At 37.1% G+C, this 23,379-nt stretch carries 16 protein-coding genes and 1 pseudogene; 6 read left to right on the top strand and 11 right to left on the bottom strand.

Features of this window, described 5'->3' with window-relative positions; genetic code table 11:
* The first annotated feature begins 2 nt into the window (after positions 1-2).
* The 3 genes from IPP61_19010 (at position 3) to hslU (ending at position 6,535) form a co-directional block, all read left to right on the top strand.
* Positions 3-2,927, top strand: a complete 2,925-nt coding sequence (locus IPP61_19010; protein ID MBL0327218.1) for a DUF11 domain-containing protein — start codon at positions 3-5, stop codon at positions 2,925-2,927.
* A gap of 112 nt (positions 2,928-3,039) precedes the next feature.
* Positions 3,040-4,929 carry a DUF11 domain-containing protein gene (locus IPP61_19005; protein MBL0327217.1) on the top strand — a complete coding sequence of 630 codons (1,890 nt, stop codon included), beginning with the start codon at positions 3,040-3,042 and terminating at the stop codon, positions 4,927-4,929.
* A gap of 217 nt (positions 4,930-5,146) precedes the next feature.
* Positions 5,147-6,535 (top strand): ATP-dependent protease ATPase subunit HslU, encoded by a 1,389-nt coding sequence (gene hslU / locus IPP61_19000; protein MBL0327216.1) that lies wholly within the window; start codon positions 5,147-5,149, stop codon positions 6,533-6,535.
* Between the two features lie 15 nt (positions 6,536-6,550).
* Here the strand turns inward: hslU and IPP61_18995 are convergent, their stop codons facing one another.
* Complete coding sequence (locus IPP61_18995) at positions 6,551-7,078, bottom strand: DUF255 domain-containing protein (GenBank protein ID MBL0327215.1); 528 nt, start codon at positions 7,076-7,078, stop codon at positions 6,551-6,553.
* Positions 7,079-7,266: 188 nt separating this feature from the next.
* Here IPP61_18995 and IPP61_18990 point away from each other — a divergent pair, with 188 nt between their 5' ends.
* Positions 7,267-8,457, top strand: coding sequence for an amidohydrolase (locus tag IPP61_18990; GenBank protein MBL0327214.1), 1,191 nt, complete (start codon positions 7,267-7,269; stop codon positions 8,455-8,457).
* Positions 8,458-8,872: 415 nt separating this feature from the next.
* Here the strand turns inward: IPP61_18990 and nth are convergent, their stop codons facing one another.
* Positions 8,873-9,559, bottom strand: coding sequence for an endonuclease III (gene nth / locus IPP61_18985; GenBank protein MBL0327213.1), 687 nt, complete (start codon positions 9,557-9,559; stop codon positions 8,873-8,875).
* Positions 9,560-9,565: 6 nt separating this feature from the next.
* The gene (nspC, locus tag IPP61_18980; GenBank protein MBL0327212.1) at positions 9,566-10,702 is read right to left on the bottom strand and encodes a carboxynorspermidine decarboxylase; all 1,137 of its coding nucleotides are present in this window, start codon (positions 10,700-10,702) and stop codon (positions 9,566-9,568) included.
* A 300-nt stretch (positions 10,703-11,002) separates the two neighbouring features.
* On the opposite strand from nspC, the gene IPP61_18975 reads away from it, so the two are divergent.
* Positions 11,003-11,866 (top strand): hypothetical protein, encoded by an 864-nt coding sequence (locus IPP61_18975; protein MBL0327211.1) that lies wholly within the window; start codon positions 11,003-11,005, stop codon positions 11,864-11,866.
* A gap of 24 nt (positions 11,867-11,890) precedes the next feature.
* Here IPP61_18975 and IPP61_18970 read toward each other — a convergent pair whose 3' ends face one another.
* From IPP61_18970 to IPP61_18950, 5 genes and pseudogenes are all read right to left on the bottom strand, one after another.
* Positions 11,891-12,499 carry a hypothetical protein gene (locus IPP61_18970; protein ID MBL0327210.1) on the bottom strand — a complete coding sequence of 203 codons (609 nt, stop codon included), beginning with the start codon at positions 12,497-12,499 and terminating at the stop codon, positions 11,891-11,893.
* Positions 12,500-12,642: 143 nt separating this feature from the next.
* Positions 12,643-15,485 (bottom strand): annotated as a pseudogene (gene carB, locus IPP61_18965) (carbamoyl-phosphate synthase large subunit).
* Positions 15,486-15,642: 157 nt separating this feature from the next.
* Positions 15,643-17,184 (bottom strand): DUF814 domain-containing protein, encoded by a 1,542-nt coding sequence (locus IPP61_18960; GenBank protein ID MBL0327209.1) that lies wholly within the window; start codon positions 17,182-17,184, stop codon positions 15,643-15,645.
* Complete coding sequence (locus tag IPP61_18955) at positions 17,177-18,091, bottom strand: phosphatase (GenBank protein MBL0327208.1); 915 nt, start codon at positions 18,089-18,091, stop codon at positions 17,177-17,179. The genes IPP61_18960 and IPP61_18955 overlap by 8 nt, the downstream gene beginning before the upstream one ends.
* A 77-nt stretch (positions 18,092-18,168) precedes the next feature.
* Positions 18,169-18,699 carry a hypothetical protein gene (locus IPP61_18950; protein ID MBL0327207.1) on the bottom strand — a complete coding sequence of 177 codons (531 nt, stop codon included), beginning with the start codon at positions 18,697-18,699 and terminating at the stop codon, positions 18,169-18,171.
* A 256-nt stretch (positions 18,700-18,955) separates the two neighbouring features.
* Here IPP61_18950 and IPP61_18945 point away from each other — a divergent pair, with 256 nt between their 5' ends.
* Positions 18,956-19,777: a hypothetical protein gene (locus IPP61_18945; protein MBL0327206.1), complete on the top strand. Its 822-nt coding sequence runs from the start codon at positions 18,956-18,958 to the stop codon at positions 19,775-19,777.
* Positions 19,778-19,877: 100 nt separating this feature from the next.
* On the opposite strand, the gene IPP61_18940 is transcribed toward IPP61_18945, so the two are convergent.
* From IPP61_18940 to IPP61_18930, 3 genes are all read right to left on the bottom strand, one after another.
* On the bottom strand, positions 19,878-20,642 hold the full coding sequence (locus IPP61_18940) for an FkbM family methyltransferase (GenBank protein ID MBL0327205.1): 765 nt from the start codon (positions 20,640-20,642) through the stop codon (positions 19,878-19,880).
* 467 nt (positions 20,643-21,109) lie between these two features.
* Positions 21,110-21,457: a hypothetical protein gene (locus IPP61_18935; GenBank protein ID MBL0327204.1), complete on the bottom strand. Its 348-nt coding sequence runs from the start codon at positions 21,455-21,457 to the stop codon at positions 21,110-21,112.
* A gap of 1,623 nt (positions 21,458-23,080) precedes the next feature.
* Positions 23,081-23,272: a hypothetical protein gene (locus tag IPP61_18930; GenBank protein ID MBL0327203.1), complete on the bottom strand. Its 192-nt coding sequence runs from the start codon at positions 23,270-23,272 to the stop codon at positions 23,081-23,083.
* Between the last annotated feature and the right edge of the window lie 107 nt (positions 23,273-23,379).

Genomic DNA, 23,379 nt, shown 5'->3' with positions numbered 1-23,379 from the left:
TCATGGAAAACAATTATTTGAAAATCAGACTTGCGTCTGTTTTTGGAGAAAAAACTTCAGTTTGGGTGGCCTCACTCACACTGGCGTTTTTGATGTTGTTTGCACATTTGTCAACGTACGCCCAGGTATGTAATCCTGCTCTGGCAATGACGATTACGACATTTGATGCATCCGACTCTGTCACTGCCAATGCCAAAATCAAGGTCAGTGGTATCCAAAACAGTGCAAGCAGAATCGGTTTAAGTGTAGGAAACTCCTACTCGGGCCCGGCATTTGGAGCTTCACCAACCTATGCCTCGCTGGTAGGTGGAATTGTAGATTCTACTTTACAAACTCCTGCAACTGCTCCCGGAAGGCAATACACCTTAAGAGTTTACAACTTTGATGGCTCTTGTTTTACTGACTCTACCTTTTATCTGCCCTATGTAAACTACAACTACACGCCTCAATTTGTTGATATTGAGACAACAATTACACGCTCCCCATCTGGCGATGTGCCAATGGGAGATACAGTCACAGTCACAGTTGCGGTTATTAACAGAGGGTCATTGACTGCAACTGGCGTTACTTTTGAGGTTGCTTATGCTGCAGGATTGACTTATTTCTCGAATGTTCCAAGTATTGGAACTTATTCTGATGCAACTAAGATATGGAATATTGGATCAATTGCTCCTGGTCCTGGAGGTACAGTGAGTTTGACAATGCGTTACATTGTTACCACAAGAGGTATTAAAGAAATTACAGCGGAAACTTTAACGCTTGACCAGTTAGATTTGGATTCCGGTCCTAAACCAACTATACAAGATGCAAACATTGAAGATGATGAAGGACAAATATGTATCACTACTCACCGGGATTGGTGTCCAGGTGATGAATATACTTTTACTTTGGCAAGTGGTATTTACACTGATGTAGTTTGGCAAAGAAGTACAGATAATGGAGCAACTTGGTCAACAATCACTGGAACCAATACTTTTGCTGATGTGACAGGATCGGGTTTAGTTATTAAGCAGATGGGTGATTACAAATATTACAAGGATTCTTCAGCATTATCTTGCGGTTTTGAAGGTTGTTGTCCAATTAAAGTAATTCCTGGTCTTCCTCCAATTTTGACAACTCCTACTAATCAGGTGATTTGTTTTGGAGCTCCTGCACCAGTTATTGAGTCAGCAAATACTCAGGCAGGTTATACTTCTACTACCAACGATACTTATGGTATTCAGGATGAACTTCCTCCATTCCTTTCTGATCAGGGAAGTTTTAGATATCAGTGGTGGAACAATAATGGCCCAAGTAATCCTACTCTTGACTCATTGACAGGGGAAGATACACTTAGATTAAATACCTTACCAACTGCTCCTGGTATATACCACTACAGATTAGTTTCTGAACAAAACGGTCATATTTCTTGCAGAGATACTACTGAGGTAACATTTACTATTAACGAACTTCCAATTCCGGTTGCTTCTTCCAACTCACCAGTTTGTGCTGAAGATACCATATTTCTTCAGGCATATAACTCCGAACCGAGCAATCCAATCAATCCAATTTTACCATTGACATGGAGCTGGTTAGGGCCTGACGGTTGGACATCTGCCGACTCAGTTGACAGAAGATTATTGGCAACAGAGGCTATGGAAGGTAACTATGTTGTTAGAGCAGCATATACCGCTAATACTTTGGAATGTGCTAGTACAGATACAGTTTTTGTAACTATTAATCCGCTTCCAGACAGACCAAATGCTATAGATACAGCTTATTGTCAGTTCATTGCTGCCAAAAGATTGTCTGCTCTTTTAAGCTCACCGGTTATTGATCATAATGGAGATAGCCTAAGATGGTGGCATGGCCCGGTTCTTCCGACTTCGGTTGACCTGCCTGATACTACTTCATTAATCGGTCATAATGTAGGACCATTTGCCAACACAGCAATCGTTGGCCAGGATCTCTGGTTTGTAGCACAGGTCGATGCCAATAATTGTCAGTCCCATCTCGATACCGTTCGAATAGACATTTGGGATCAACCAGATATGCCAACGGTACAGGATGTTGCATGGTGTCAAGATTATCCATCAGCACCGCTTACTGCTGTACACTCTCCTGGTAACTATGCTTTGATTTGGTATGGTTTGGATAAAACTGACCTTCCTGGTGACTCAACTGTAACTTATCCTGCTCCTCCCACTGGTGTTGTTGGAACGTTTACCTACTGGGTTTCACAATATGATAGTACACATAATTGTCAGTCAGATACTATTGATTTCGATGTAATTATTCATGATACTCCTGTTCAGCCTAATGCTGCCGATCCCGTATATTGTTTGAATCAAACAGCAACACCTTTTGATCATACCATTCTACAGGCTCCGAATGATTACCTTACATGGTATTGGTTAACTGACTCATTGGCTCGTCCGGCTACACCTCCTACACCATCTACTGCGGTAGCAGGAGCGACATGGGGATATGTAACTCAGACCAAAATGTATTTGTCACCTATCAACGATACCCTGCGATGCGAATCTCCGCGTGAGCCATTCCTCGTAACTGTTAATCCATTGCCGGTGGCTACTGTGATTCCTGTAAGTGCAATTTGTTTGGGAACTTTGACTCAAAACAACGGTATGCTCGTGTTGAACAGATTCCGTGACAACGATACAGCAGCCTGGAACTTAGGAAATACCTATAATCCAACTGCCAGTACAGGTCCAGCAGATTTAGCTGGAAATCATTTGGTTAACCCAATTCCTTCACATGGTATTTTGGTATCTAATTTACCAAACCCATCGGGACCATCGGATAACTATACAGTAAGGGTTACCAATGAATTTGGTTGTATAATTGACGTAACAGAACCTTTAATTGCCAAAGACTGTACTTGTCCTGGTGGATATTGTGAGCCTGCTACAGTTACAAAAACAAAATAATCTAGGATAATTTTAAAAGAGTATTCCTGAAAACTAAAATAGTAAGTACCTGATTCAATTCAGGTATTTACTATTTTTGATAAAAAAAGGAAACCAACAATACCCAAAAAAGATGGTAAATTTCAATTTGAATTACCGCATAAAAAATCCTCAAAGTCACATATTTCTTATTGGACTTTTCCTGATTCTATTTTCTAATTTTTCAGTAAAAGCTCATACCGATTCTCTGAATACTTTTTGCAAATATCCATCTTTTTCAACTCAAAGTACTGATGTAACTTCTCCAACCGCTTCAGATGGCTATCTGAGGGTATATAATATTTATGAAGCCACACATTATGAAATTATAGAAGGAAATAATACTCCTTTTGATTTTGGGCAGGCATTGCCACTTGAAAAAGGTCAAACTCAATTTGAAATTAAAAATATTTCGAATCCTACCGGGTCAAAGTTTTACCGGGTAAGATTTTATAATGGAAAAGAGACCTGTTTTACCGATCAAACAATAATTTTCCGTCATGTTAATTTTGCGACAAACCGCGATTATGTAAGGGTACAATTGGTGCAAGGAGTTGATAATTCAACACCCAAACTCGACGAAATAGTAACTTTTACTACTATTATCCAAAACAAAGGAACAAAAGAATCATTACCTCTTGAGGTGCGATTGATTCAAAGTGTAAATCTCGAAACCGTACATTATTTTGCAGAACAAGGGCAGTTTACCACTGTTGGGAATATCTGGAAAATTGGAGTATTAGCCGGTGGAAAATCTTTGAAACTCGTTATAAGAGCCAAAGTAAAATCGCAGGGACTCAATTATCTGTCTTCATACATCTCGCAGGAGGGAGTAATTGATTATAGTTATGACGAAGCTTTAACTATTGGTAATGAGGGTGAAAAAAGAGCTGGCACAAGCTGTACCACAGTTCCGATTGGCATTTCCAATAATGAAGTTTATAATATTGTTCTGAAGCAATATAAAGGCGTAAAGTGGTATTATAAAGACGCTTCAGGAAACTTTTCTGAAATCAACGACAAAACAAATTCAAATCTTGCAGTTATAAATCCGGATAGTTCACTTACGGTAAAAATGGGTGGGGAGTTTTCGTTTTCAAAGAAAGTTGGCGATTGTAATATTTCCAGTTGTTGTCCGATTATCGTCGAAACCTGTTCAGGCCCGCCAATTGTCATTGACTCGGTTTATTGTAACGCCTCCATTGACAGTTATAATATTTTGGCACATCTTGAAAATGATAAATACAGTATTATTGAGAAGGTGTTTTTTGCAATGTCAAACCTCAATTTTCCCGTATTGACCAATTATCTTTCCCGAATCAACGCACTGCCACTTACTTCGAGTTCGGGTTTTGTGACTTCACTTGGAAATAGTAAATTTAAAATTGAAAACATTCCTGCATTTATGCCAAATGTTACCCTGGTTTCCAGTGATTTGTCAGGAAAATGCCGAAATATCAGAATAGTAAATGCTCCTAACTGTACTTCTCGTCCTTTGGGGTTGCCTTTACTTGACGAAACTGTTCAATATAAAAATGAGAATAAATCAGCTCCAGCCTTTGTTGTAATAAGTAAAGAAGTTGATACTGAAATAGTGTGGTTTGAAGACGAGTTGGCTCAAAAAGAATTACACGTAGGTAAAAAATATAGAGCCAAAAAAGTCGGCACTTATTATGTAGCTTACAGAGATAAAAACACAAAAGCACTGGGACCCACTACAAGAGCCTATCTCAAAGAATTACAATTAGAAAAACCCGGGAAATTCGGTGGTGAAGATGTGTGCGATTGTGATAATCCATTGATGGTACCATTTGGCGATGTGGGTGACATCACTACTGCCAAAGCATACCCAAATCCAGTAAGTGACATACTTACCGTTGAATATCGTGTACCAGCAAGTACAAATCGGGCTGAACTGAATTTTACCAACGTAAATGGTCGCCTGATAAAAAATATTCCCCTCGAAAAACAAAAAGTGAAGTAAAAGTAGAAACCTATAAATGGGTTGATGGACTATATTTCTACAGTTTGATAATTGATGGAGTGAGAACCATCAGCCAAAAAATTGTAGTTTCACATCAATAAAAATTCCCAAGTCATATCCGGGGTTTTTTATTCTGAAAATGTTTTTTTTAATCATTTCCTTGTTTTTCATTGTAAAGCCTCAATAATTCATTTTTTTTGCATACAATTTTTTTTAAATGAATATAGAAATACAAAATCTGACTCCGGGTCAAATTGTGGCCGAGCTTGATAAATATATTATTGGTCAAAAAGACGCTAAAAAAAACGTAGCCATCGCTCTTAGAAACAGGTGGCGACGAATGAACGCCTCAGAAGATATGAGAGCCGAGATTATTCCCAATAATATTCTGATGATAGGCTCAACCGGTGTTGGTAAAACCGAAATCGCACGCAGACTCGCAAAATTGGCCGATGCCCCGTTTACTAAAGTTGAAGCTTCGAAATTTACAGAAGTGGGCTATGTCGGCCGTGATGTGGAAAGTATGGTCAGAGACCTGGCCGAGCAATCCATAAATATTGTCAAAACCAAAAAGAAAGAAGAGGTTAAAATCAAGGCAACGGAAGCCGTTGAGGAAAAAATCCTTTCAATTCTTATTCCCCCTGTAAAAAAACCGGCAGGCCTCAAAAAAGTGGTTGAAGAACAGCATATTGAATCAGAAAAGTCTGATTATGAATTAAATATTCAAACCAGGGAGGCTTTCAGAGAAAAAATCAAAAAAGGCGAACTCGATAACCGTAAGATAGAAATTGATGTAGCCGGTCATGGTATTGCTCCCATAGGGGTGATGGGTGGGCCCATCGACGATGTTTCAATGATGAATATTCAGGAAATGATCGGAGGTTTTTTGCCAAAAGGAAATAAAAAACGGAAAGTCACGGTGGCCGAAGCCCGTAAAATCATGATGGAGGAGGAATCCGCCAAACTGATTGACATGGACGAGGTAAAAGAAGAAGCCATCTGGAAAGCCGAAAACCTGGGAATTATTTTTATTGATGAAATTGACAAAATTGCCTCAAGTGGTGGAAAATCAGGCCCGGATGTGAGTAGGGAAGGGGTTCAACGAGATTTGCTCCCAATAGTCGAAGGCTCTACAGTCAACACCAAACACGGAAGTATTAAGACAGACCACATTCTGTTTATTGCTGCCGGAGCATTTCATGTTTCAAAACCATCAGATTTAATTCCTGAACTTCAGGGTAGATTTCCGATCAGAGTCGAGCTGGAAGCTTTGACAGAAGACAATTTTTATCAGATATTAAAAACCCCAAAAAACGCACTTACAAAGCAATATACAGCAATGCTTGAGGCAGAAGGGGTCAAACTGGAATTTACAGACGAAGCCCTCAGAGAATTGGCATCTCTCGCTTTTCAAGCCAACTCAGAAGTCGAAAATATTGGTGCAAGAAGACTTCAAACGGTTATGAGCCAATTGCTCAATGATGTGCTATTTGACGTGCCGGAGTTAATCCCTGCGGGAACAGTCGTAAACGTTAGTCGGGAAATGGTGACTGAAAGACTTGCCAACCTTATCAAAAATAAAGACCTGAGTCAATATATTTTGTAAGAACTGAATTTTGATCTAAAGTTTAATACTTTTGAATAGATTCTTATAAGTACCTGCTTTATAAGCTTCGAAATTTTCCTTTTTGTGGTAATTTCCCCCAAAGTAAGTTATGATTGGGTGAAAAGCTTTGGCATCCTGATATCCAGGAATGGGCTGAATCATATTAAATTTTTCGTCGAGATAAACCAGGCTTGGATAGCTCATCTGACCCTGGAGTAATGCAACGGCAGCCATATTGGCCCTGTTGCTTTCATCATATTTATATACCTTTCCTGCAATTTTAATATCTTTTTTTCCTTCAGCATCAAGTTTTACAGCGTAATAATTGGCGTTGATATATTTGGCTACTTCTGAGTTGGAAAAAGTGTTTTTGTCCATCACTTTACACCACCCGCACCAATCGGTATAAACATCAACTATGGTTTTCTTAGGCGTAATCTGGTTGCGTCTGTAGGCTTCTTCTATACTTATCCAGTTGACTTTTGTCTGCCCGAAACCAATATTTGACATCAACAAAAGTCCAACAAATACTATATTTTTCATTTTAAAAATTTCAATTTTTTAGATTAAACGCAAATAGCATTCCAAAAATTTCAAAATATTATAAGATGTTTATAACGAGAAATTTATGAGGTAACTTTCTGGAAAATATTGGCAAAATTTTTCAAAAAAAATATCAAATCAATGTTTATGCCTGCAAAAGCACTAATTTTGAAGCAAATTTGGCGTTTATGGAATTAGAACAAAAGATAAAAGGTCTGGCAAGGGACTTTTTTGATTTTTCAGTAAAAAACAGAAGATACCTTCACCAGCATCCTGAATTATCTTTTCAGGAAAAAAATACGGCTGCCTATATATCCAAAACTCTGAAAGAAATAGGTTTAGAGGTAAGTGAAGGTATTGCCGGCAATGGATTGGTGGTTTTGATAAAAGGAAATAATCCCGATAAAAAGACAGTTGCACTTCGGGCTGATATTGATGCCTTGCCCATAGAGGAAAAAAATGATGTGCCCTATAAGTCACAGAATCAGGGTATTATGCACGCCTGCGGTCATGATGTACATACTGCTTCTTTGCTTACTGTTGCCCGTATTTTGAATTCCCTGAAAGAAGAATTTGAAGGAACTATAAAACTAATTTTTCAGCCAGCCGAGGAAAAAGCTCCCGGTGGTGCCTCGCTCATGATTAAAGAAGGCGTGTTGGAGAGTCCGGCAGTGCAAAGTATTCTTGGACAACATGTTGCACCCAATATTCCGGTTGGGAAAATTGGATTCAGAGAAGGCATGTACATGGCCAGTACTGATGAGATATACATGCGTGTAATAGGAAAAGGAGGACATGGTGCTGCACCGCATCAGGCAGTTGACCCAATAGTAATTGCCTCACACATCATAGTGGCCTTGCAACAAATAATCAGCCGTAACCGAAATCCGGCCTCACCTTCGGTGCTTACATTTGGAAAAATGCAGGCCGATGGTGCTACCAATATTATTCCCGGTGAAGTTTATATTGAAGGAACTTTTCGGTGCATGGATGAACAATGGCGGGCTGAAGGAATAGAAAGAATGAAAAAAATGGCACAGGGAATGGCCGAATCAATGGGAGGAAGCTGTGAATTTTGGATTGAAAAAGGATATCCTTATCTCAAAAATCAACCGGAATTGACCCGCAGAACCCGCTCAGCTGCCGAAAAATACGTGGGTACCGAAAATATAGTAGATTTGGACCTGTGGATGGGTGGAGAAGATTTTGCTTTTTATAGTCAGGTAGTTGATGCCTGTTTCTACCGCCTGGGTACCAGAAATGAGGCAAAAGGCATAGTTTCGGGTGTTCATACTCCTACATTTGATATTGACGAACAAGCTTTAATCTTTGGTCCCGGATTAATGAGCTATTTGGCTATCTCAGAGCTTGCCTCATAGTTTCATAACCAGATATTTTGAGTTTATTGCCACTTATCGAATCTAAATAAAAATATTGGATTTTGGCACTGAATTAGCATAATTTAGTTCAGGAATTATATATTTATGCTATTTTATGTAAATTTGTTTATTCAGTTAGCAGGCTCAGTCACACTATATCTTTGGTTCTTTTCTAATGGAAAGTTTTTTTATTTTTTAAATAAATATAAAAACTCGAATCCGATATTTTTGTTTTGCCTGCTTTTCGGTTTTATTGGTTATCCGGCAATTCTCGCTTTTTGCTATAAATTGTCGTGGGATTATTACTATGATAATCTTTACCTAACGGCTTTTCTTTATACCATTGCCCCAGTAATTTGTTTTTTGATAGGCTTGAAAGTTTACATAATTCTTGACCACAAAAGATGAGGCTTTGTTAGTTTATTGAAGGTAGTTTTTTATCATTTTCAGCGACACCTTCTTTTAAAATCCTGGGGTAAGAATCGCAGAGATTTTTCAATCCACAAGCTTCACATTGAGGATTACGAGCCATACAAGTATATCTGCCATGTAAAATCAACCAGTGATGTGCTTTGGGGATGATGTCATCAGAAAAATATTTTATCAGTTCTTTTTCTACCGCCAGCGGAGTTTTGGCTGTCCTTTTTACCAATCCCAGCCGGTGCGAAACCCTGAATACATGAGTGTCAACAGCCATAGTGGGTTGATTGTGAATCACTGAGGCAATCACATTGGCGGTTTTTCTGCCCACACCAGGCATTTTGGTTAGCTCTTCTACTTTATCAGGCACTTCATTCTTAAATTCCTCCGTAAGTATTTTAGCCATGCCTACCAGGTGTTTTGCTTTATTGTTGGGGTACGAAATACTCCTGATATATTCAAATACCTCATCAGTGTCAGTTCGGGCAAGAGTCTGTGCATTGGGAAATCTTTTGAAAAGTTCCGGTGTAACGATATTTACTCTTTTGTCGGTACATTGGGCCGAAAGGATAACAGCAACCAATAATTCGTATGGGTTTTTATACTGCAGTTCTGTTTCAGGGTTGGGCATATTTTCCTGAAAATAAGCAATCAACCCATCAATTTTTTCCTTCTTTTTCATGAAAGCTTAAATCTTGTCTTTAAATGTTTCATAACCAAAAGATTTGAGCAGTTCAAAAGTATCATTTTCATGCCAGATACCAATGGAGGGCAAGCCAACACCATTAAAAGTGGTAGTTTTGACCATCGTATAGTGAATCATATCATCAAAAATCACCGTATCGCCGATCTGAAGCGGTTTTTCGAAAGAATAGCCGCTCATAAAATCACCCGCAAGGCAGGTCATTCCTCCCAGTCGGTAGGTAGGTTTGCCTTTTTCAGGCTCAGTTGCTCCCCATACTTTCGGCTTGTAGGGCATTTCAAGTGTATCGGGCATGTGTGCCGCAAATGAAACATCCAATATCGCCACATCTACTCCCTGAGCGTCCACTATATCAAGCACTTTGCTTCTCAGGTAGCCGGTTTGCCAGGCTATGGCTGATCCCGGTTCCAGAATTATTTCCAGATTATAGGTAGATTTTAACCTTTTTATGATTCCAATCAAATGCTGATGGTCATAGCCTTGACGGGTCATCAAATGCCCGCCACCCAGATTAAGCCATTTAATCTGATGCAGCAAATCGCCAAATTTCTCCTCAATATGTACCAGTGTGCGTTCGAGCGTGTAGGAGTCGTTTTCACACATGGTATGTGAATGTAGGCCCTCAATTCCCTCTGGTAAGGTATCTCCCAAAGCATCCCGGGTAATTCCCAATCGGGAACCCACTATGCAGGGATTATACATATCGGTTTCTACCTCAGCATATTGCGGGTTGATTCTTAGCCCCATCGAAATCTTTCTGTCAGAGGCTTGTACCTGATCTTTAAACTGATTGTACTGATTGAGCGAATTAAAAGTAATATGGCTGCTATAGCTCATCATTTCTTCAAATTCCTCAGGTTTATAAGCTGGGGCGTAGGTATGGGCATGGCAATGCATCTCCTCAAAAATCAAACGGGCTTCGTTGAGCGAACTTGCTGTGGCTCCAGCCAGATATTTTTTAACCATCGGAAAGGTTTTATACATCGAAAAGCCTTTCAGGGCAAGGATGATTTCCGCACCGGATTCTTCCTGCACCCATTTCAAAAGTTCAAGGTTTTTTCTAAGGAGTTTTTCCTCCAAAACATAACAAGGCGAGGGAATCTGCGAAAAATCTATTGGCATCAAGCTTAATTTTTTCTGCAAAATTAGGGATATCTTTTAGGAAAAATGGAAAGTGGAGGTGGAAATAAGAAAATTTTAAGATTATTAAAAGCTGCATTGCTTGTGGATTGTTAGGTTAATCAAAAAGGGATAGTTTTTTAATACGAAAATTATTTTTTCAAATAGTCTAAAATAAAAAATTGTATTTCTTCTCTAGAAAATTCATACCATAAAAAAGTAACCTAACTCATTGAAATTAAAAATTATAAATACTAAATTTAGTATTTATAAAATGTCTTTTTCTTTAAATAAATTTTCAACATGAACATAATCACACTTTGGTTTGAAAGGATATTCAATAAACTTGAAGCAGGGCTTTCAGGAAAGTTTTTTGACAAACAACTGAGTACGGTATTGGTTTTTGTATTTTTAGTTAGCCAGCTTATAGCATTGGCCAATGATTTAATGCCCGATATGGTGCCCGTTTTTCTGAAAAGTGTCAACCATTTTTCGGGAATAACCATCACATTCAATTTTCTGCTCTATTTTGAGTTATTGGGGTTGATATTTGTGATTCCGCATTCTATTGCCAATAGTATTGGAAAACAATATGAAATTCTGAGTTTAATCTTACTGAGGTCGGCCTTTGAAGAGTTTGCTCATTATGATTTTCATGCCGGATTTGAACAAAATCTTCCTGAAATCCTGAAGATGTTTTCTGATGGGGCTGGGGCACTCATAATTTTTGGTTTAACGCTCATATTTTATGCATTCCAAAAACACCGCCAAATTACGATGGAACCCGGTGATAAAGAGATATTTATTCGATTGAAAAAGGTGGTTGCTTCAGGCGTTTTTCTTAGTTTTATTTTTATTGGTTTTCGTGACCTCAATCACTTGTTTCATTCGGGGCATTTTGTGCAATCATTTCAGTTGTTTTATCTGATGTTGATTTTCGCAGATATGCTTTTTTTGCTTATTTCACTGCGATATGAAATTCATTACGCCAATATCTTCAGGTATTCGGCTTTCGTTTTGATTACCATTTTTATCAGGATGTCATTACTTGCACCGGTATATTATAATGGTGTAATGGGCGTTTTCTCTGTTTTATTTGGGATTTCACTTATTTATTTACACAATCGCTATTTTGAAGTTTTGAAACCGGAAAGTGGAGGGCATTGAATTTGGTTGTCAGGCTTTGGTATATTATAAACTACTGATTATTTTATTTATTTTATCAATAGTTTTATAAGTGATTTTATCAATATTTTTCTCTTTATCTATCAAAATTGACCATCTTTCGGTCTTGAAATTTCTACTCGATTTATTGTTTCCTTTTAAATTGGGAGACAATGAAACATTAAAACAAAGTGCATCTTTTGGATAGTAAGCAAAAAATATTGGGATGTCAGACCCCGACATTTTTTTGTAAAGATTTGGAACCACTAGCAATCCAACGATAGATATGGCAACTCCTAATACTTTTTCAGGTGTCTCTGTTACTTTTCCACCGCAAAATTTGAAGCTTATGAAATTTTGTTCACCTGGTGTTATTTTATGAAGTTTATAGGGGTAAAAGCTATTATTGAATTTTTTTATTGAATACTCCATCATTTCATCAATTCTTTCTGCATATTGAATGGGTACATCCTTGGTTACGCTCCAATCAACCGCCAATTCTTTTAGATTTGACCTTTTTGCTTCCGGTACTTTTATGTGTGAGCCAACACAAGATTGAAGGAGAAGAATTGCAGATATAAAAAGTAAAATTTTATAATTTTCAAATATAGAAAATGGATTTTCAGTTGATTTCATATTGGGATTATATTAGATTTTCCATCAATAAAAAGCAGCATTTTAAATGCCAAAATTTATTTTTTTAAAAAAAAGTGGGATAAATTTTTTAGAAAAAAAATAAACCCTTCAATTTACTGAAGGGCTTATAAATAATATTTATTTTACCTACTCATATACATATTCCTTTCAGAATACACTTGCAGGAAGAAATCATCAGTCAGATCATCAATAAAAAAAATGCCTTCACCGGTTGACTTCATTTCAGGTCCCAATTCTTTGTTTACATTAGGGAATTTATTGAAAGAGAATACCGGAATTTTGATGGCAAATCCTTTTTGAACCGGTTTAAATTCAAAGTCAGTCACCTTATTTACTCCCAGCATTACTTTGGTGGCATAGTTTACATAAGGTTCCTGATATGCTTTACAAATGAACGGAACAGTCCTTGATGCCCTTGGGTTGGCTTCGATTACATATACAATTTCGTTTTTGATAGCAAACTGTATATTGATTAATCCTTTGGTATCCAATGCGATAGCAATACGTTTGGTGTATTCTTCGATTTGTTTCAAAACATTTTCACTCAGATCAAAAGGCGGCAAAAGGGCGTATGAATCGCCGGAGTGAATTCCCGCGGGCTCAATATGCTCCATGATTCCAATGATGTAAGCATTTTCTCCATCACAAATGGCATCGGCTTCGGCTTCGATGGCATTTTCAAGGAAATGGTCCAAAAGAATATTGTTATCAGGAATATCGCTCAGGATTTTCAAAACATGCTGCTCCAGTTCGTTTTCGTTAATCACAATTTTCATACTTTGACCACCCAAAACATAGCTAGGACGAACCAATAAGGGGAATCCAAGTTTTTTGGATACCTCAACCGCCTGATCTGCTGTCCTTACGGTATCAAATTTGGGATATGGTATATCAAGTTCGACCAGTTTTTCAGAGAAACGGCCCCTGTCTTCCGCAAGATCCAATGCCTCGTAGCTGGTGCCAATGATTTTGATGCCATATTTGGTGAGTTTTTCTGCCATTTTCAAGGCAGTTTGTCCACCCAACTGTACGATTACGCCTTCAGGCTTTTCATGCTGAATGATATCCCACACATTTTCCCAGAAAACAGGCTCAAAATACAATTTATCGGCGATATCAGGGTCGGTTGAGACCGTTTCAGGGTTACAGTTAATCATGATTGTTTCATAACCACATTCTTTGGCGGCCAGCACTCCATGCACACAAGAATAGTCAAATTCAATACCTTGTCCGATACGGTTTGGTCCGGATCCCAGCACCACAATTTTCTTTTTATCACTTACAACAGACTCATTGTCAGGGTTTTCGAAAGAAGTATTGAAGGTAGAATAAAAATATGGGGTTTCGGCAGGAAACTCAGCAGAGCAGGTGTCAACACATTTAAACACCCTCTTGATATCAAGATCATTGCGTTTTGGTTAACTTCACTCTCTTTACATCTGAGCATGTGGGCAATCTGCCGGTCAGCAAAGCCCATCTTTTTGGCCTGAACCATCATTTCAGAAGGAACGTCCTGAATGGAAAATTCTTCCATTTTATGTTCCAGCTGTACCATTTCTTCAATCTGCCGCAAAAACCACTTATCGATTTTTGTGAGTTTTTGAATCGTATTAAATGAAATTCCTGCCTTGAAAGCATCATGAATATGGAACAATCGGTTCCAGCTCGGATGCTCCAGACTATATTTTAACTTTTCAGTGTCTTTTTCTTCTTTACCATCGGCACCTATTCCATTTCTCTTTATTTCCAGAGATTGAGCTGCTTTTTGCAATGCTTCCTGGAAATTGCGGCCAATACCCATGGTTTCACCCACAGACTTCATCTGAAGACCCAGCTTGCGGTCACTTCCGGGGAATTTATCAAAGTTCCATCGAGGAATCTTTACAATCACATAATCTATGGCCGGCTCAAAAAACGCCGAAGTAGAACCTGTGATCGGGTTCATCAATTCGTCAAGATTATAACCGATGGCCATTTTTGCAGCAATCTTGGCAATTGGATAACCGGTTGCTTTCGACGCCAAAGCTGAGGAACGACTCACCCTGGGGTTGATCTCGATGGCGATGATTTCGTCGGTATCTGGATGCAATGAAAACTGGACGTTACACCCTCCGGCAAACTGCCCGATTCCGTTCATCATTTTGATAGCCATGTCCCGCATTTTCTGATAGATAGTGTCAGGCAATGTCATGGCAGGGGCTACTGTGATGGAGTCACCAGTATGTACTCCCATCGGATCAAAGTTCTCGATGGTACAAATGATTACAATATTCTGATTATGATCCCGAAGAAGCTCCAATTCATATTCTTTCCAGCCCATTATTGATTGCTCTATCAACACCTCATGAACAGGAGAGGCATGTAAACCGTGATTTAGTGCAGAATCAAATTCTTCAGGTGTATTTACAAATCCGCCCCCGGTACCACCAAGGGTATAAGAAGGACGTATTACCAAAGGGAATCCAATTTCCTGTGCAATTTCTTTACCTTCCAGAAAAGACTTGGCTGTGCGGCCTTTACAAACTCCCACGCCCAGCTCAAGCATTTTCATTCTGAACAGTTCGCGGTCTTCGGTAGTCTCAATGGCTTTGATATCTACACCTATGATGCCCACATCGTATTTTTTCCAAATACCGGCTTTATCGCAGTCAATGGCAAGATTTAAGGCTGTTTGGCCTCCCATAGTAGGGAGCACATGCGTGATAGGTTTGCCAATTTCCTGATGTTTTTTCAGGATTTCAATGATTGATTTTTTCTCGAGTGGCTTTAGATATACATAGTCGGCATTCATGGGGTCTGTCATGATGGTTGCCGGGTTGGAGTTTATCAGTGCTACTTCAATTCCTTCCTGTTTAATTGATCGGGCGGCCTGGGAGCCGGAGTAGTCAAATTCACAAGCTTGTCCTATGACAATGGGCCCTGAACCGATGATCAGGACTGACTTAATGCTAGAATCTTTAGGCATTTTTTTTTGGAGAGGTTTCGATTTGATTATCGAAGTACAAAGTTAATAAAGAATGACTTTACAGCCTTGAAAAATTTTGAAAAAAAGCTACTAAAAGTATCAATTGTGATTTCTCTAAGGATTTTTATTGTTTTTTTTAGGCGTACTTTGTTTAATTTCAACCAGAAAAAGGAGCAACTATCAATACCTTTTCTTTATCCACAATCACCTGACCAGCAGGCATTCCCTTGCCTTTTCTTACGTGTTTTTTTTGGGTAAAAATAACCGGAACTACGGTTTCACTGCTTCTTTTTGAATAAAATGCCGCAATGGATGCCGCGTGCTCCGCCACGAAGTCCGGTATGGCTTTTTTGTTGGGATTTTTTATCACTACATGTGAGCCTGGGGTATCACGGGCATGAAGCCAATAATCTTCTTTTTGTGCATGTTTTTGGGTGAGCAGGTCATTGTTTTTAGCATTTTTTCCAACCCAAATCTCCCAGTTTTCAAAATTAAATACTCTGAACGGACTTTCCTGATTTTTGATATTTTCGGTCCTGGTTTCTACTTTTTGAAAGTTTTTTAGCTCTTTAAGTGACTCAATGGATTCGATTGTAAGTAGTTTATTTTCAAGAAAATCTATCTTTTTTTCTGCTGCATTAATGTTGGAATCAATGGCCTCAATTTCTATTTTTTCGTTTTTACTTTTTCGGTAAAAATTCTCTGCATTTTTTTGTGGAGAGAGGTCCTTTTTTAGTTTTATGGTAATTTTTTGCTGATTGTAGAAATCATCCAACTCTACACTTTCTTGTCCTGAATTAATCTGGTGAAGGTTGGCCATCAGGATATTGGCAATCTTTTCTTTTGATGTGCCATCAAGCAATGCAAAGAGTTTATTTTCAGTGTTTTCTTTATAGTTTTTTGTTTTCAGAATTTCCTTTTCAAGCTGCTTTTTTAATTTTTCTTTTTCTGAGAAAAAAGTAATTTCTTTTTGGTAAAAAATATAAAAATCATTGATAGCCGCAGTAGCCGTGTCAAATGTTTTTAATTTTCCCGGAAAATCAAGCAGACTTAAAACCGGCTTTTCGTTGAGAAAACCTATGTGGAATTTAGGGCTTTCAAATTGGGTAATAAACTGATTTACTATTTTCCATTTTTCAGATAAATCCTCATTATTTACCTGATTTTCAATAATCTCAGAAGCAGTTTTTCCTAATGTAAACCAGGTTTTTCTGATATTTCCATTGTTTTGAATAAACGAATCCAGGCTGAAATCGGGCTTTTTGCCAAAATCAATTAATTGCAGATTTTTATCTGTCAAAAGGGCATTGTTAAATAGATAAATCAATATTTCTTCCTTGAAAATCAGCAGATTGGGCCTGTTTCCGAAAAACTTAAAAACGAGTTTGTAATTATTTTGAATTTGGATATAAAATGCCCTTTCGTGTTCAAAGACCTCAATTTTCAGTACCTCCAGTCCATAGATTTCTTCCCAAAGATTCACCGAATTCCGACGAGCCCTGCCAAAACTTTCCAAAATAGTAACACTTGAAAAATCAGGACGCATCGTAGCTTTTAAGAACGTTTCTTTTTGATTTTTGGTGAAGCCCAAAACGAGCTCATCTTTTTCCTGGCTGAAACAAACCTCAAGTATTGCACCCGTAAGACTGGTGTTGAATTCTGAACTTAAATGCTTAAGAAAGAAGTAGTTGTTATGCATTTTCTATTTTTGCCATTACGCCTTCTTTCAGTGCAAAATTTGAGATTTTGATTTGTGCAATATGGTATGTTTGCAAAAGGAATTTAATCAGAATCGTGGCTACCACCATCATATCGACCCTCAGCGGAATCATACCACCGATTTTAGATCTTTCTTCATGGTTGGCAAAAACTATAAGTTCGTAAGCATGAGCAAATTCTTCTATCGGGTACTCGAATCCATGGATTTCATGTGGGGCAAAATCACCCCGGTTACGCCAGAAAAACATATCATTCAGGGTATCAAATGAGCCGGAAGAACCAATCAAAATTTTTGGTGAATATTGATGCACTGCATTGGTCAGGGGCAATAAGGTCTCCCGAAGGTATTCTTCCAGTCGGTTGATTTCAGAGACCGGAATCGGGTCTTTTTTCATAAAACGCTCCAAGAGCCTTTGGCCCCCGATTTCGAAAGATTGCAACCAGAGCACTTTTTCGGCATTACAAATGATAAACTCAACACTGCCACCGCCAATATCCACAATAAGTGAAGGGTATTCGATTGTAACGGCCTGTTTTACACCCTGATAGATGAGTTCAGCTTCTTCTTTTCCGTCGATTACATTAATCTTAATACCTGTTTCTGCCTTCACTCGTTCCAGAAATTCGGTCTGATTGCCCGCATTTCTGACGGCACTGGTTCCAAAAGAATGAACGTTTTCGGGAGCAACTTCAAATTCGGTTATTTTGGATTTAAACTCTCCTAAGACTCCCAGAGCCCTTTGTATGCCATCTTCGGTTATGAAACCTGCATTGATGCCCCCCATGCCGATTTTGGCAGCTTTAGAAGTTTTGTAAAGCACCTGGTGGTTTTCTACAATCATCAGATGAAAAGTATTGGTGCCGAGGTCAATGATGGCGTATTTCATTTCTTGAGAATTTTGGACAAAATTACCAAAAAAATCAGGGAATGCGGACTTGAATTTAACAATAAATTGATTTCAATTTACGCCTTCATTTTTTCTATAAAACTATCATAAATCTCCTTAATTTCACCTTTAAAATTATCATCAGTCAGGCGAGTTTTCATGAAAGTTTTACCATCATTTTTAAGCTCATCAGGTAAAACCAAAATGATAGGGAAGGCTTCGCAATGGCTGCATTTTTGGCCTGAAATATTTTTTACTTCATTGAACACCAGGTTGTACCCGAATTTCTCATCTTTTTTCTCAAATGTACTTCCACAACAAGTCACAAACACCAATGATTTGATTTTATCAAGATTACTTTTTACAAAATTCTTCAAAGGGACAATAAATTTGCCCATAAAAATAGGTCCGCAAAGTATTACCCTGTCATAATCTTCGAGCTTAGATTTTATGGGTTTATTTCCAAAATTTATACCCATAAGCATCAATAAATGACTGTTGATTTTGGGTATTATTTCTTCGATCGGGCAATCAAAATCTTTGGCGATTCTTTGTGCAAGGTATTTGTTGCTGCCATTGTGGGAAAAATACAATACGATGGTTTTCATTTTTCTTTTACTAAATAGAACATTATAAAAATATGATAATCAGATTATTAAAATTTATTCTTCTATTTCATATTTATTCAAATTAATACCTTTTTTAAATATCATCCTAGAGAATATTGATGGTCGGTTGCTGTAAAATCAGGTTTTAAAACATTTTCAGAATTAAATACAATTTTGTTTGGAGATTATTGAAATAATATCGTTATTTTTATATTGTTTTTATATTCAACAATCTGATAGTCAATGATATTGTAAAATGAAAAAGGCAATGTTTTATCTGTTGGCCATTCCGATGCTTGCAGGTGATGTATTTCAGGAATTAGGAATTAATGCCACCGAAGGCCAGTCTTATTTTTTTAATTCAGTTACGCTGGGAAGCACATCCTTCCCGGGAGGAGCAGCCAAAATCCCCAATGATCAAAAAGTGCGGGTAATTAGATTTTTGGGAGAATACTTCCGGAAATATTACAAAACTGAAGATTTTAAAGGCCGCTACGACACCTGGTGGAAAGAACAGGAACCTGAAAAACCCGAAACGCCTGAACAACGCTTGGCTAGAGAAAAACTGGAAAGAGAAAATCAGGAGAAAGAAGGGGAGAGAAACGCCCTGGAAGGTGAAAAAGCTCTGAGAAAGCAAATTGCCGAAACCAAAGACGCTGCCATGAAAAAACAGCTGCAGGAAATTTTGGAAAGTACCCTAAAAATTCAAAAGCAATTAAAGGAACAGCTTAACAATCCTGAGTTTAAGAAACAAATGAAGGAAATGGAGACGTTTCAAAAACAAGCCTATGAAGAGGAATACAAAATAAAAGCCGCTGAGTACCAAACCGACCTCGGGCGATGGAATGCAATAAAGAATCCCGATGTTTTGCTCAAAGAAAAGCTGGAGGAATTTCTCGACCGAAGTGCTGATATTGATTTCTCAGCTAAACTCAAAGAGCAATATGGCCACAAGGTTTTTGTAAACCCTGACTTTGAATCCAAAGACAGTTTCTGGAAACTATGCTTCCGAGCCGGAAAACCTGCTATGGAGGCAGCCAGAGCGATTGCTATTGAGTGGTTGGGAGAGATGAAGTAGATTTTTAAAATATTAAAACAATAACAAATTCTTTTTTGATTCTATCAGGTTTTTAAATGAAAACTGCCTGAGAAAGATGAGTATTTTTAGTTTTAAATAATTATTTATTGAAAATTAAATTTGCAAAACCCGGAATTTCGGAGGAATGAGTTATGAGCCTGTCAGGTCCATCAACCCATAAACATTTATAATCTTTTTTATTGAAAAAATCAAAAACACTTTCTTTGGTTTCTTCCCTTACTTCAATGAGAAATGTTGTTTCGGGTAAATCGATTGTCAATCCGGAAATCACTTCATATTCAAAACCTTCTACATCAATTTTTACAAAATTTGGATTTCCAAATGATTTAATTAAAGTGTCAAATTTCATTAAACTTACTTTTGTAGAAAAACCTTTAAAGTTATTGCCTACAAATTGTTTTTTAAATGAGCCCATCCTTCCCCCTGTTTCAGTGTCTCTGAAAAAATCCAACTCAGAGTCTTCATTTCCAACCCCGCAATTAATGCAACTTACATTGATGCACTGATTGATATTCATGTTAAACTGTAAAAAAGAAAAATTTTTATAATCTGGTTCAAATGAGAATACTTGACCATTTTGTCCGACTAATTCACTGAAAGGAATCGCATATTGTCCAATATTACCCCCAATGTCGAATACAATATTTCCAGGATAGATATATTTTGGTAATTTTTGCTGGATATTCTCCTCATATTTTATGGTTTTTTGGAATAAAAAATTGAGATGTTGTGCTTTTTCATAATACAGGGTTTTATTAATTCCACTGTATTTTTTTCCTGTAATCTCTCCTTTAGTGATAAATTTTAAAAAATGTCTAATTATTGCAAACGCAAATTGTTTCATCAATGATTTATTTATGAGGGCGGTTAGAGTTCAATTTTCTATAGAGTTATAACGTTTAAATATTTTTTGAGAAAATTATTCGAAATTGAAAAATCAGGATTCCCTTTTTTTTTTTTTAAATTCTCAAAAATATACTAATAAAACCCACGAATTTATAACCACTTATTTACTTTAACAAAGAAAACTCCTGCTTTTTGGATAATTCGGTTCTATATTTTTTGGTGTTTAAAATTATTTTTTGCCCGGGAAATCAATCTTTATATTTGAGTTACACCTATTTCAAACTTTGATTTAGAATCTAAAAAAACATTCTAATATTTTTCTATATTTTAAGAATGTATTAATTGCAGGTAGGTTTTTAGTTTTTTTTGCGGTTGAAAACCAAAGTGTTAAATTTTACATATAAACAATTAGCAAAAGAAATGGGCCAATCTACATTGACCCACTTCCACAAAAAAGATCTACAACTATTCAGTTTTTGCGACCCTCTTTGGTTTTTTCTTCAGAGACTTTTTGGTGCCTCCGGCCATCTGGTATTGATTGGAATCTTTGCCAAATTTGGCTCCAACTCCGATCAACATCCTTTCTGAAAAATCCCTAAGTACCGTCTCCTTTTCAGTAATACGGTTTCTTAGTTCACCCAAACTGGCAACCTGGGTATTGTACTGGTTTACCAGGGCTTCCACATCAGTGATGGCTGTCTGGTAATTGTCAACAGTGAGACCATTTCCGAGGTCCAAATCGGCTGCAATCGATCGCACTCCGGCGATCCTTGAAACTGCAGAGGTCAGAGTACTACTCTGTGTTGTTTTCATCTTAAATCAATGTTTAAAATGAGAAAAAATGGCCCCGGAACTTGATAAATCTCAAATGTTGACATAAATTGAATCGTCAAATTACATTTACGTCATCAGGCTTCTCCTTTTTTGGGGAGGCCTTTTGATTTTTATGGTCGGCCCGGAGACCGGATATAACTGATATTCAGTTCAATTTTTACAAACAAAACAAACACAATTCTCCCTTGTTTGATCGCTTTTTTTAGCAATCAAACCGCTTTTTTGGTCATTGACAAGGTGGGTTTGCTAAAATTATATCCATTATAATCCTGGATATTTTTCATCCACTCTTCAATAACCTTATTATGGTTAAGAGTTCTGGCAACAATACGGGACAAGCCCTTTTCTTTCTAAACAGCTGAGGAGAAAGTGTTTCGATTAGTTCTATACAAAGCTAAGGAAAATTAAAATTACCGACCAAATTTTTTCGCAAATCGGACCATTTATTTTTTAAATTAAACGTATTTTTGGTGTTAATTAAGGGTAGGAAAAGTGGAGGTTTTTAAGGAAATGTATTTGTTAAGTCCCTGATGATGAAGTATTTAAATATTATATTTTTTTAAATACTTGAATTGTTCTTTTGATTGTATTTTTAAAAAATAATTTTGTTAACAATTAAAAAGTTTTTTCAATAATCAATAATTTCATTTTCTGGAATAATAAATTCATCTAAATGTTTATCTTCTATTTTATTTACTTCATCTTTTAATTCTTCTAATTCAACATCTATCTTATCTTAATCTTCTTCTAACTGATTCTTGAAGTTCTTCAATCAAGTTTCTTTAAAGTCTTCAACCAAATTGTTTTTCATTCTCTCGAATCATTTGAAATTTGATTTGATAACATATTCCTATATATAATTTAAACTTGTTCATTCCTTTGCAAAAAACATTTCTTCTTTAGTAATGGATGTTTCTTGCTTTGCAACAAACGTTTCTTCTTTAGTAATACATGTCTATTCCTTTATAACAAACATCCATTCTTTAGTAATGCATGTTCATTGGCTTATAAAAAACGTTTGCTACTTAGTAACAAACGTTCATTGGTTTATAACAAACATCTTTTCTTTAGTAACGCATGTTTGTTGGCTTATAGAAAATGTTTTTTGCAAAGCAAAACTTGTTTTGTATACTTGTCCTATTTTTTTAAACATGAAGATATTTAAGGAATTAAAGGCCTGAAAAATTCTAACTTTCTAACTTTCCACCTTTCCAACAGAATACCTGCTGCCAACTCACTGCTACCTAAATTTCGCAAAAGCCACAAAGAAGGCACAAAATGCACAAAGGTTTTTTTTTAAACATTAATGGCATGAAGGGATTAAGGACATTTAGAATTCACTCTTTCCAACTTACCACCTCTAAATAACTGTTGCCTACTGCCTGTTGCCTATCTCCTTAAATTACACAAAATCCACAAAGAAGACACAAAATGCACAAAGGATGGTTTTAGATTTAGCCATGAAGGACATTTAGAGTCTGATATTTCAATCATAATCTTCCAAAAACTTAGCATATACTAATATTTTAAAGAAAATTACTCCTGCACTATTTTCAAAAACAATGATTATTTGAGTAGTATTGCATAAAAAAACTGTAAAAACTATCGATTAAACCAAAGCGTGTAAGAAATATATTCAGCGTTTAGCTTAAAAATCCTGTTATCAGAAACTACCACTTTCAGAAAAACAACGGGGATGAAGCAAAAAACGCCTGCGGTCATGCGTGGGCGTTGCTTTATTTTGTTGTTTGGGCTGTGGTAGGCCTCTGATAGCGAATAATTGCGACGTTCCACGTTTTTTTATTTGTAATGACCGTATGACCAAGCTTAAAGAAACTCTGCTCGACATCCTCAAAGAAGACCAAAGACTGTTTGACGAACAGGCTGAACTCAAAGAAAAT

The sequence above is a fragment of the Cytophagaceae bacterium genome, from assembly GCA_016722655.1.
Taxonomy (GTDB): Bacteria; Bacteroidota; Bacteroidia; order Cytophagales; family Spirosomataceae; genus Leadbetterella.
Note: the sequence above shows the minus strand (reverse complement) of the source record. Positions and strands in the feature narration are given on the sequence as shown.